This is a genomic window from Arthrobacter globiformis, assembly GCF_003261175.1.
GTDB lineage: Bacteria > Actinomycetota > Actinomycetes > Actinomycetales > Micrococcaceae > Arthrobacter > Arthrobacter globiformis_A.
Genome location: NZ_QLNP01000017.1, coordinates 42,441 through 54,507, shown reverse-complemented (window position 1 = coordinate 54,507; position 12,067 = coordinate 42,441). Strand labels below are relative to the sequence as shown.

General features: G+C 67.1%; 9 protein-coding genes. 6 read left to right on the top strand and 3 right to left on the bottom strand.

Going from position 1 to position 12,067, the window contains the following annotated elements; all coding sequences use genetic code 11:
• Positions 1-109: 109 nt before the first annotated feature.
• The 6 genes from DBZ45_RS02020 to DBZ45_RS01995 all read left to right on the top strand — a co-directional run bounded on the left by DBZ45_RS02020 (position 110) and on the right by DBZ45_RS01995 (position 7,596).
• Positions 110-1,873: a dihydroxyacetone kinase family protein gene (locus DBZ45_RS02020; protein ID WP_111902316.1), complete on the top strand. Its 1,764-nt coding sequence runs from the start codon at positions 110-112 to the stop codon at positions 1,871-1,873.
• Complete coding sequence (locus tag DBZ45_RS02015) at positions 1,870-2,340, top strand: ribose-5-phosphate isomerase (RefSeq protein WP_111902315.1); 471 nt, start codon at positions 1,870-1,872, stop codon at positions 2,338-2,340. The genes DBZ45_RS02020 and DBZ45_RS02015 overlap by 4 nt, the downstream gene beginning before the upstream one ends.
• Positions 2,324-3,166 carry a triose-phosphate isomerase family protein gene (locus tag DBZ45_RS02010; RefSeq protein ID WP_111902314.1) on the top strand — a complete coding sequence of 281 codons (843 nt, stop codon included), beginning with the start codon at positions 2,324-2,326 and terminating at the stop codon, positions 3,164-3,166. The genes DBZ45_RS02015 and DBZ45_RS02010 overlap by 17 nt, the downstream gene beginning before the upstream one ends.
• Positions 3,163-3,978: a sugar phosphate isomerase/epimerase family protein gene (locus DBZ45_RS02005; protein ID WP_111902313.1), complete on the top strand. Its 816-nt coding sequence runs from the start codon at positions 3,163-3,165 to the stop codon at positions 3,976-3,978. Before DBZ45_RS02010 ends, DBZ45_RS02005 begins: the two co-directional genes overlap by 4 nt.
• Position 3,979: 1 nt before the next feature.
• The gene (locus tag DBZ45_RS02000; protein WP_111902312.1) at positions 3,980-4,840 is read left to right on the top strand and encodes a phosphogluconate dehydrogenase C-terminal domain-containing protein; all 861 of its coding nucleotides are present in this window, start codon (positions 3,980-3,982) and stop codon (positions 4,838-4,840) included.
• A gap of 368 nt (positions 4,841-5,208) precedes the next feature.
• Positions 5,209-7,596, top strand: a complete 2,388-nt coding sequence (locus DBZ45_RS01995) for a SulP family inorganic anion transporter (RefSeq protein WP_111902311.1) — start codon at positions 5,209-5,211, stop codon at positions 7,594-7,596.
• Positions 7,597-7,730: 134 nt separating this feature from the next.
• On the opposite strand, the gene DBZ45_RS01990 is transcribed toward DBZ45_RS01995, so the two are convergent.
• The 3 genes from DBZ45_RS01990 to DBZ45_RS01980 form a co-directional block, all read right to left on the bottom strand.
• On the bottom strand, positions 7,731-9,110 hold the full coding sequence (locus DBZ45_RS01990) for an MFS transporter (RefSeq protein WP_111902310.1): 1,380 nt from the start codon (positions 9,108-9,110) through the stop codon (positions 7,731-7,733).
• Positions 9,111-9,171: 61 nt separating this feature from the next.
• Positions 9,172-10,647 (bottom strand): NAD-dependent succinate-semialdehyde dehydrogenase, encoded by a 1,476-nt coding sequence (locus DBZ45_RS01985; protein WP_111902309.1) that lies wholly within the window; start codon positions 10,645-10,647, stop codon positions 9,172-9,174.
• Between the two features lie 48 nt (positions 10,648-10,695).
• Entirely contained in the window at positions 10,696-11,946 is a 1,251-nt protein-coding gene (locus tag DBZ45_RS01980) for an iron-containing alcohol dehydrogenase (protein WP_111902308.1), read from the bottom strand.
• Positions 11,947-12,067: the final 121 nt, after the last annotated feature.

The window sequence follows — 12,067 nt, the reverse complement described above, 5'->3', positions numbered from 1 at the left end:
GACGGCCATAACGACAACAACTGCCGGTCAGTTGGGTCACCACCACCCCGAGGCGGCTTCAACCGCAGCTTCCCCACGATTTCCACTGATAGGCCCAGGAGAAACCGCAATGACCCGCTTGTTCAATGAACCCGCAGCGTTCGCTGATGAGATGATCGAGGGCTTTGTTGCCTCGCACGGACGCTGGGTCCGTCGCGTGAATGGCGGCGTGGCCCGCAGCACGAAGAGCACCGCGGACACGGTGGCTTTGGTGATCGGCGGCGGTTCCGGGCATTATCCGGCGTTCGCCGGGCTGGTGGGCCAGGGCCTGGCGCATGGTGCCGCGATGGGCAACCTCTTCGCGTCCCCTTCGGCGCAGCAGGTTTACAGCGTGGCCAAGGCTGCGAACAACGGCGCCGGCGTCCTGCTGGGTTACGGCAACTACGCCGGTGACGTCCTGCATTTCACCCAGGCGCAGGAGCGTCTCCGCCGTGAGGGCATCGACTGCCGCAGCATCGCCGTCACCGACGACGTTTCCTCCGCCCCGCTCGAGGAGCGCGCCAAGCGGCGCGGCATCGCCGGGGACCTGACGGTCTTCAAGGTCGCGGCCGCCGCTGCCGAGGCCGGCTACAGCATGGACGCCACGGTCGACATCGCCGAACGCGCCAATGACCGCACCCGGTCCTTCGGCGTCGCGTTCACCGGTTGCACCCTTCCCGGGGCCGAAAACCCGCTGTTCACCGTCCCCGGGGGGCGGATGGCCGTGGGCATGGGCATTCACGGTGAGCCCGGCATCGATGAAACGGACATCCCGACGGCGGATGAGCTCGCCGAGCTGCTCGTGGCCAAGCTCCTCACCGAAGTCCCCGACGGGCTCTCTGTTGCCGGTGCCCGCGTGGTCCCGATCCTCAACGGCCTGGGCAGCGTGAAGTACGAGGAGCTGTTCGTGGTTTACCGCCGCGTCGCCCAGCTCCTGGCCGAGGCCGGTCTCGAAGCCGTTGACCCGCAGGTCGGCGAGCTGGTCACCAGCTTCGACATGGCCGGCACCTCGCTGACCCTCTTCTGGCTCGACGAGGAACTGGAGACCCTCTGGAACGCACCCGCCGACGCGCCGGCCTTCCGCCGCGGCGCCGTCACGGCCGCAGCCCTCGACACTGCTGCCCTGAACGCCGACGAACTGTCCGCCGAGGCCACGGCCATTCCGGAAGCCACGGACGAGTCGCGTGCCGCCGCAGTCCGTGTCCTGGCCGCCCTCGCCGCCGCCAAGGACGTTGTTGACGCCAACGTCGAGGAACTGGGCCGCATCGATGCGGTCGCCGGCGACGGCGACCACGGCATCGGCATGGAGCGCGGAGTCCGGGCCGCAGTCGAGGCCGCAACGGACGCCGTCGAACGCGGTGCCGGTGCGGCCAGCACCCTGCACCTTGCCGCCGACGCCTGGGCCGACCGTGCCGGCGGCACGTCCGGTGCACTGTGGGGCATGGCCCTGCGGGCCGTCGGGGACGCGGTCGGGAACAGCAACACGCCCGACGGCGGCGCTGTCGCCGCCGGAGTGGCCGAGGCCGCCGCCTCGATCATGGGCTTTGGCAAGGCCAAGGTGGGCGACAAGACCCTGGTGGACGTGCTGGTTCCGTTCCGCGACGCCCTGTCCGCCGCCGTCGGCTCGGGGCAGTCCCTCACCGACGCCTGGGGCACGGCAGCCACCGTGGCCCAGGAGGCCGCGGAGGAAACCGCGAACCTGCTGCCCCTGATGGGCCGGGCCCGCCCGCACGCCGAGAAGAGCCTGGGCACCCCGGACGCCGGCGCTGTATCCATGGCACTGATCGTCCGCGCCATCCACAACACCTTCGCCGAGGCGAAATCTGCAGCAACCACCACTAAGGAGAACGCATGAGCGCCAAACTGCGCCTGGTCATCGGTTCCGACGACGCCGGATTCGAGTACAAGGAAGCCCTGAAGGCAGACCTGGAAGCGTCCGAACTGGTCGCGTCCGTGACCGACGTCGGGGTGGACGCCACCAGCCACACCCCGTACCCGTCCGTGGCCATCGCCGCCGCCGAACTCATCGCCGCCGGCAAGGCCGACCGCGCCCTGCTGGTCTGCGGCACGGGCCTGGGCGTGGCGATCGCCGCTAACAAGGTCCCCGGCGTCCGTGCCGTCACCGCGCACGACAGCTTCTCCGTTGAACGCTCCATCCTGAGCAACAACGCCCAGGTCCTGACCTTCGGTCAGCGCGTCGTGGGCCTGGAACTCGCCCGCCGCCTGGCCAAGGAATGGCTGACGTACACCTTTGACGAGTCCTCGGCCTCCGCCGAGAAGGTCACCCTGATTAAGGACTACGAGGGTGTCACTTCCTGCTAATTCCTCCGCTGGAGCGGCCGCCGGTTCATCCGGCTCCACCCGCCCGAAGGCGATCATCGGCGTCAGCCTGAAGATGTACTTCGGCTACGAGCGCACCCTGGACTGGTGCCGGGACGTGGCTGAAATCGCCTCGGCCCATCCGGCCGTCCGCAGCGGCGACATTGAACTGTTCGCCCTGCCGGCCCACCCGGTCCTGCCCGAGTGCGCGCGGATCCTGTCCGCCGCCGGTGCGGCGGCCGGTGCCCAGGACATTTTCTGGGAGGACGAGGGCGCCTTCACCGGCGAGGTCAGCGGAAAGATGGTGGCCGAAACCGGCGGCCGGTACGCCGAGGTGGGCCATGCCGAACGGCGCCGCATCTTCGGCGAGGACGACGACGTGATCGGGCTGAAGACCGCTGCGGCCTACCGCAATGGCCTCACCCCGGTGCTGTGCGTGGGCGAACCCGGCCGCGGCACCGCGGCGGACGCCATCAAGCACTGCATCCGCGAAATCGACGGCGTCCTGAACCGTGCCGGAAGCCTCGGAGGCACCGGGCGCACCATCGTGGCCTACGAGCCGCAGTGGGCAATCGGGGCACCCGAACCGGCCACGCCGGAGTTCATCAGCGAAGTCATCACCGGACTGGACGCCCACCTGCACAGCCGCGCAGGCCAGGAAGCCAGCCGGGTCATCTACGGCGGCAGCGCCGGCCCCGGCCTCATCAGCCAGCTCGGCCCCGCCGTCGCCGGCCTGTTCCTCGGCCGCTTCGCCCACAACCCGGCAGCCGTCCGCGACATCCTCGACGAAGCCGCAGCGCGCCTTGGGCTCCTGGAGGTGGCAGCATGAGCCGGGTTGGACCGGGTTCACGGATCGGCCTGAGCAGCTACGCGTTCTTCTGGCAGCTCTCCGACAAGGTGAGCAAGCCGCTGAGCATCCACGAGGCGCTCGAGCGGACCGCGGCGCTGGGTGTGGACCTGTTCCAGATCTGCGACTATGCACCGCTGGAAACCATGGCCGACGACGACCTGCGGGCCGTGCGGGCCACCGCGGACTCGCTCGGGATCAGCCTGGAACTGGGCACCAAGGGCATCCGGCCCGAGCACTTGCGCCGGTTCCTGCACATCGCCAAGATCCTGGGTGCGCCGCTGCTGCGGACCATGTTCAACGTCCCGGGCCACACCCCGACGGCGGACGAGGCGGTGGAGATCTTCACCGAGATCCTGCCCGAGTTCAAGGCCGCTGGGGTGCGGATCGCGCTGGAGACCTACGAGCAGGTTCCCACGTCCCGGATCCTGGAGGTCGTGGAGCGCGTCGGCAGCCTGTACCTGGGCGTGTGCAGCGACCCGGCCAACACCGTGGCGGCCCTGGAGTCGCCGCGTGAGGTGATTGACGCCGTCGCGCCCCACGTCCTGAACATGCACATCAAAGACTTTGCGTTCAGCCGCAAGGAGGGGTGGGTCGGCTTTACATACTCCGGCGCGCCGCTCGGCGAAGGCCTTCTGGACTACGACTACATGGCCCGGAAGCTTCAGCCCAAAGAAAGAAACATCAACCAGATCGTCGAACACTGGCTGCCGTGGCAGGACTCCGAGGACGAAACCATCCGCCTCGAAAACCAGTGGACCCAGCAAAGCCTCGATTTCCTAAGGAGCAAATGAAATGTCTGCAGAACAGTTGACCGTTGCCGTGATCGGAGCCGGAGGCAAGATGGGGATGCGCGTTTCCCGCAACCTCCAGAAGTCCAGCCACACCGTCTTCTACTCCGAGAACTCACCCGCCGGCCAGGACCGCGTCCGTGCCGAAGGCCGTGAAATCACCGCCACCGACGACGCCGTCAAGGGCGCCGACGTCGTGATCCTCGCCGTTCCGGACACCGTCCTGGGCGTCGTGTCCGAAGGCGTCGTCCCGCAGATGAAGTCCGGCGCCATCCTGCTCACCCTGGACCCGGCCGCCGCCTACGCAGGCCTGCTCGCCCAGCGCGAGGACGTCGTCCAGGCCGTGGCGCACCCCTGCCACCCGTCCGTGTTCCTGGAGCGCACCACCAAGGAGGAATGGGCCGATACCTTCGGCGGCGAGGGCGCCCCGCAGAACGTCGTCGCCGCGATCGACGAGGACGCTTCCGAGGACACAAAGGCTGCAGCCGAGGCCACCATCAAGGTCATCTATGCCCCCGTGATCGACGTCCACTGGGTCACTGTGAAGCAGCTCGCCATCCTCGAGCCCACCCTCGTGGAGACCGTGGCGTGCATGATCGGCACCCTGCTCAACGAAGCCCTTCACGAGACCGTCCACACCGCCGGCGTGCCCGAGGAAGCTGCCAAGGCCATGCTGTTCGGCCATGTGCAGATCGCCCTCACCAACGCCCTGCGCGGCTCCAACCCGTTCTCCGAGGCCTGCGAAATCGCCATCCAGTACGGCAAGGACACCATCATCAAGGATGACTGGAAGAAGATCTTCGACGACTCCGAGCTGGACCACGTCATCGCCAAGATGCTGAAGCTGGACGCCGTCAAGCGCTAAAACCGCCCGCCGACAAGCCGGCTTTAGGCAATGGATCCGTCCCCGGATGGATCCATTGCCATTTAAGCGCTGCTGCCAAAGATTTCCGGCACGTTAAATCTTTGCCGGCTGATCCGGCGTCGGACGGGTCCGGCCTCAATGTGACTTGAACGGCGGCCGGTCTTCCTTCGCGCCGGGGACCCCTTGCGGCATGGGGAACTGCCCCTGGTGAAGCAATGCGGCTTTTATGCAAACGAATGGATTAGTGCCGAGTTTTCGCATTATGACCGCTCTGACCTCGTGTTTCTTCTCACGGGCCGTCTCCTTGCGGCCTCTGCGGGGGCGTCAATAGCGTGGATAAGGACCCTTCGAACGAGCTAAGGACTTATATGCCCTCGCCAGCCGCCACGGATCCACAACCCATCCACCCCGGCAGGAGCCGGATACCAGTCCTGGCACGCCTGACCACGGGCCTCCGCTGGGACCTGCCGGCGTCCCTCGTGGTGTTCCTCGTTGCCGTTCCGCTGTCGCTCGGCATCGCCGCGGCGTCGGGTGCGCCGGTTATGGCGGGACTGATCGCGGCCGCAGTGGGAGGCATCGTTGCCGGCACCCTCGGCGGCTCGCCGCTGCAGGTCAGCGGCCCGGCAGCAGGCCTGACGGTCATCGTCGCCGGCCTCATCGAGCAGTTCGGCTGGCCCGTCACCTGCGCCATCACCGTGGCCGCCGGCGTCCTCCAGGTACTGCTGGGTATGGCCAAGGTGGGGCGGGTGGCGCTTGCCATTGCGCCGGTGGTGGTGCACGCGATGCTTGCCGGGATCGGCATCATCATTGTCCTGCAGCAGCTGCATGTGATGCTCGGCAGCGAAGCCGGTGAAGCGGCGCTCCACAATATCGTGGCACTGCCGGACAGCCTGGCCGCCGTGGATCCGCAGGCCGCGTTCCTGGGGGCTGTGGTGATCGCACTGCTCGTCGCGTGGAAGCACATGCCGGCCGCCGTCCGCCGCGTGCCCGGCCCGCTGGTGGCCGTGGTGGCCGCGACGCTGCTGTCCCTCCCGTTCAATTCCGACGTCGACCGGATCACCTTCGATGGTTCGCTGCTGGACGCCCTTGCCCTTCCGCACCTGCCGCAGGGGGAGTGGACCGCCATCGCCGTCGGCGTCGTCACCATCGCCCTGGTGGCGAGCGTGGAGTCGCTGCTGTCCGCCGTCGCCGTCGACAAGATGCACCACGGCGAGCGTACAAATTTCAACCGTGAACTGCTCGGCCAGGGCGCTGCCAACGTGACGTCAGGCATGCTGGGCGGCCTCCCGGTCACCGGTGTGATCGTCCGCAGTGCCACCAACGTCGAGGCCGGGGCGCGCACCCGCAAGTCCGCGGTCCTCCACGGCATCTGGGTTCTGGTCTTTTCCCTGCTGCTGGCGGGTGTCATCCAGCTGGTGCCCCAGGCCGTGCTGGCCGGGCTGCTCATCATGATCGGCATCCGCCTCGTGAAGGTGGCCGATTTCCAGACGGCACGCGTCACCGGTGACCTGGCCGTCTATGCCGCCACGCTGCTCACGGTGGTGTTCGTCAACCTGCTTGCCGGCGTGCTGATCGGGCTCGCGCTGGCAGTGCTGCTGGTCCTGTGGCGTGTAGTCCGGGCCAGCATCCACGCGGAGCCCCTCGGCGGAACCGCCGAAGGCCGCTGGCGCGTGGTCATCGACGGCTCCTGCACGTTCCTGTCGCTTCCCCGCCTGAGCAAGGTGCTGGCCGCGGTGCCGCCGGCGGCGCATGTCACGGTGGAGCTCGACGTCGACTACCTCGACCACCCGGTGCACGACACCCTGGAGGCCTGGCGCGTGCGGCACGTGAACAACGGCGGCAGTGTGGAGATCGAGGAAACCGGCACCGCCACGCTCCACGCCGCCGTGGCGGGAACCCCCGCACGCGGCTCGTCGCGCTCCGCACTGCGCGGCGGCTTCGCGCCGTGGCGGAGCTGGCAGCGGGACGCTGCGCCGCTGGCCGCTGAGGCAGCCGGGCATGTCCCGGCCCCGGTACGGTCGGTGCTTAACGGCGTGGACAGCTACCACCGCCGCCACGCCCACCTGCTGCGTCCGCACGTCCAGGAGCTGTCCACGTTCCAGGACCCCGACACGCTGTTCATCACCTGCGCCGATTCCCGGCTGGTGCCCAACCTGATCACCAGCAGCGGCCCGGGGGACCTGTTCACGGTCCGGAACGTGGGCAACGTGGTGGGGAGTGACCGCCTCGAACCGTCCGTTGAGGCGTCGCTGAAGTTCGCCCTCGACGAGCTGTCGGTCACGTCGGTGGTGGTATGCGGCCACTCCGGCTGCGGCGCCATGACAGCCCTGCTCGCCGGACCTGCCGGGGCGGAGTCGGACCAGAAGGCCCCCGGCCAGCAGCTCTCAGGCCAGAGCCCCGAAGGGCAGGAGGAACGTTGCCCCGTCGAGTCCTGGCTGGACCACGGCCGGCCGAGCCTCGAGTCGTTCCATGCGGGCCACCCCGTCCAGGTTGCAGCCGAGCAGGCCGGGTACGGCGCGGTGGACCAGCTGGCCATGGTCAACGTTGCCGTCCAGCTCGAACGGCTGGAGCAGCACGCCAGCCTGAAGGACACCGTCCGGAGCGGCGATGTCCATGTAACGGGCCTGTTCTATGACATCGCCACTGCCCGGGTCCTGCAGATCACGCCCACGGGCATCAGCCACCTGGATCCGCTGCCGCGGGCCGAAGAGCTGGCCGGGGAAGCCAGCTGGCCCACGGTTCCGGCCCCCGTCTGACAGGAGTCCGCCCGCCGGACGGGATCGGCTGGGGGGCGAATGTTGAGTGTCGGCGAAGAGGGACCACCGGCGGCATTGAAAGTCCACACTGCCAATGCCGCCGGTTTTTCTAGCCGAGGTGTGCTAAATATCCCCTAGCGGCCGCCGGTCTGGGCGGTTGCATCCTCCGAGACCTGCGAACCCTGCTGCTGCGCCGCCTCAAGGCTGCCGCGTACCCGCTTCACCGTTTCCGGCGCCAGGATGGCCGAGCCGACGGTAATGACGCCGATGATGCTGAAGTACAGGATCACCCAGCCGGGTTCGCCGTTGCCTGCATTGAGCAGGGCCACCGCGACCAGCGGCGCGATGCCTCCGGCCAGGACGGAGCCGAACTGGTAACCCATGGAGGCGCCGCTGTAGCGGAGCTTTGTGGAGAAGAGTTCGGCGAAGAAGGCAGCCTGCGGGCCGTACATGGAGTTGTGGAAGACCGCGAGGCCGATGATGATGGCCAGGGTTGCCAGCAGGGCGCTGCCGGTGTCCGTCATGACGAAGTAGAGCGGGAAGAACAGCAGGCCGCCGATGGAGCCGAACAGGTAAAGCGGCTTCCGGCCGATCCGGTCCGACAGCGCTGCCCAGAGCGGCACGGCGATGACGCCGATGGCGGAAGCGATCAGAACGGACATGGAGCCTTGGTTGGCGCGTTCGGGCCCGAACGTCCGCATGATGTAGACAACCGAGAAGGTGGTGTACAGGTAGAAGGCCGAGTTCTCTGCGAGGCGCATGCCGACGACCAGCCAGACGCCCTTGGTTTCCTTCTTGAGGGCCTCACCAAGCGGGTTGTGAGCGGTCTGCTTCTTGGCCACGAGCTCCTTGAAGTCCTCGGAGTCCTCGAGCTTCGCCCGGACCACCAGGCCCACGACGATCAGCAGCACGCTCAGCAGGAAGGGAATACGCCAGGCCCAGGCATCGAAGACATCCGCAGGGACGCTGGCCTTCACGGCCAGGACGGACGAGTTGGCAAGCAGCATCCCGGCCGGGACGCCCATCTGGGTGAAGCTGCCGAAGAATCCGCGGCGGCCTTCCGGGGCGTGTTCGGTGGAGATGATGGCGGCCCCGGCCCACTCAGCGCCCGCACCGAACCCCTGCACGAGCCGCAGGACGGTCAGCAGGATCGGAGCCCAAACGCCGATCTGAGCGTAGGCGGGCAACAGGCCCATCGCCAGGGTGGCGAAGCCCATCAGGAGGAGCGACAGCACCAGCATCGGTTTGCGGCCGATCTTGTCGCCGTAGTGGCCGGCGAACATGCCGCCGAAGGGACGGGCAACGAAACCGACAGCGTACGTGAGGAAGGCAAGCAAGAGACCTGTAGCGGGGTCCTGCTCGGGGAAGTAGAGCCTGCTGAAAACGCCGGTGGCCGCAAGGAGGCCGAAGATGTAGTAGTCATACCACTCGATGGTGGTTCCGGCGAAGCTGGCGAGGGATACCCGCCAGGGCACCCGGCGTGCGTTGCCGGCAGTTGCTGCGGAGAGCGTCATTGGTCTTCTCTTTCGAAGGTCAAATAGGAATGTGGGGAATGATCAGGGGAGTGAACCCGGTTCACCAGTCGACGGCGATGTACTTGGTTTCAGTGAAGTCCAACAGGCCCTGATGGGCGCCTTCGCGTCCCAGGCCGCTTTGCTTGACGCCGCCGAACGGTGCGGCCGGGTCAGAGACGAGCCCCCGGTTGAGGGCCACCATTCCGCTTTCGATGCGTTCGGATATCCGCAGCCCCCGGCGCAGGTCCTCGGTGAACACATACGCCGCAAGGCCGTACTCGGAGTCGTTGGCGGCCGCGATGACTTCGTCCTCGGTGTCGAAGCAGATAACAGATGCTACGGGCCCGAAGATTTCCTCACTTACCATGCGTGCATGGAGCGGCACGTTGGTTACCACAGTGGGCGGGTAGTAGTAGCCTTCCCCTTGCGGCATCTGCCCGCCGGTGAGCAGGCGCGCACCCTGGTCGAGGGCATCGCGGACCAAGGCGTCCACCTTCAGGACACTTGCCTGATCCACCAGCGGACCCACTTCGGTGGACGGATCCGTGCCCGGCCCGACTGTCAGGGCGGCCATGCGGCCCGCCAGGCGACTTGCGAACTCCGCCTGGATTCCGCGCTGTACGTAGATCCTGTTGGCTGCGGTGCAGGCCTGGCCGCCGTTGCGCATCTTGGCGATCATGACGCCGTCGATTGCCTTGTCCAGGTCGGCGTCCTCGAACACAAGGAAAGGGGCGTTGCCGCCCAGTTCCATGGAGCACTTGAGGACGTTGTCCGCCGCCTGCCGCAACAGGTGGCGCCCGACTCCGGTGGAACCGGTGAACGAGAGCTTACGAACGCGGGGGTCAGCCAGGATCGGCGTCATGACGTCGCCCGTCTTGCTCGTGGTGATCACGTTGACGACGCCGGCCGGGACGCCCGCGTCGACCATCAGCTGGGCGATGGCGAGGGAGGTCAATGGGGTCAGCGTGGCTGGCTTGAGTACGGCAGTGCAGCCGGCGGCAAGCGCTGGTGCGAGCTTGCGGGTGGCCATCGCGGCGGGGAAGTTCCAGGGCGTTATGAGGACGCAGACACCGATCGGCTGGTGCTGGACCAGGATGCGGTTCGCACCTGATGGCGATGTGGACACCTCGCCTATGATCCGGACGGCCTCCTCGGCGTACCAGCGGAAGAACTCTGCGGCGTAGGCCACCTCTCCCCGGGCATCGGGAAGCGCCTTGCCGTTCTCGAGAGAGATGAGATGGGCCAGTTGTTCGCTGCGCTCGGTCATCAGTTCGAAGCAGCGGCTGAGGATCTCAGCGCGGCGCCGGGGCGGCGTGGCTGCCCATCCGGGGAATGCCGCGGCGGCGGCATCGACGGCGGCGAGGCCGTCCTCGACGCTGGCGTCCGCGATGGCGGTGATTATGGTTCCATCGGAAGGATTGACGACGTCGACGGTGTGGCCGGCCGTGGCGTCCTGCCAGCCTCCGGCGATGAGCAGCTGGCGGGGGACCACAAGCTCATCGACGTCGAGCGGTTCCTGGGCGGAGAGAAGTGTCATTGGGGATCCTCGGGTTTTGATCAGGTGCTGATATGACAGCGAAGCGTTTTAGCGGATGGTACGGTCGCCGTCGTAAGCGGCCCGGACGATGGACGTAACTGACTCCAGGTCGAGCGGCACCGGGTTGTTGTCGATGAGCCGCTTCGAGTTCAGGGACAGCCTGGCGATCTCGCCAAGGTCGGCCTCCTGGACGCCGAGGTCCTGTAGCGTGGCAGGCAGTTCAATGGCGGCGATGATTTCGTCGATGGCCTCCACTCCGGCAACTGCCGCGCTCCGGCAGTCCAGGCCTTTGATGTCGCGTCCGAGCGCCTCGGCAATCTGCCCTAGCTGCGGTTCGATGGCGCTGAAGTTGTGACGGACAACGTAGGGGAGCAGCAGGCCGACGCCCACGCCGTGCGGAGTGTGAGTCAGCGCGCCAACGGGGTACTGGATGGCGTGCGCCGCCGCCGTTCCGGCGTTGCTGAGGACTATGCCGCCGTAGAGTGCGGCGAGCATCATGTCGGCTCGGGCATCGGTGTTGCCCGGATCCTTGTAGGCGGTGGCCAAACTCCTGCCGAGGAGCCGGATCCCGTCCAGTGCCAGGGAGTCGGTCAGGACATTCTTGCCCACGAACACGCGCTCGCTTGCGAGCGTGCGGGTCGGTTCCCGGGTGATGGCCGTGAATGATTCGACCAAGTGGACGAAGGTGTCCGCGCCGGTGGCTGCCGTCAGGGACGGCGGGCAGGTGTAAGTCAGTTCGGGGTCGCACACCGAGGCGAAGGGGATGATGTGGGGGCTTGAGATGCCCATCTTCATGCCGAGTTCGGGATCGGAAACCACGGCAATGGCGGTCGCTTCGGACCCGGTGCCTGCCGTGGTGGGCAAGGCGATGACGGGCTTGACGGGACCGGGAACGGCGAATTCGCCGTAGTAGTCGCTGGGCTGGCCGCCGTGCGTCAGCAGCACCGAGACCACTTTTGCCATGTCCATGCAGCTGCCGCCGCCGAAGCCGATGACGACGTCGACGTCCTGACCCTTAAGCTCTTCGATGCAGGCCATGATGCCCGGGGTGGGCAGTTCGGCCTGGGTTTCTCCGTAGACCCGGACGGACAGCTGCCGGCTCTCAAGGCTCGTAACGAGGCTCTGCAGTTCGTCCGAAGCCGCGAGCCGGGGGTCCGTGCAGATGAGGACGCTGTCACCGAGCTCTGCTGCGATATCGGCGATGGCAAAACGCTGCTGGGCGCCGACGACGATGTTCCGCGGCAACCGCAGGACGCCGAAGGTTGCGGGACGGATGCCCGCTGCATGCGCACACGACATTGTTACTGACTCCTAAAAATGGGGATCGCTGGCTACCTGACAGGTGCCGCAGATTTCATCGTTCCAGAGTGGTGTGACGTGGCCTATGTAAGTTTTTGCCACATTGGCGGCGGAAGCATGT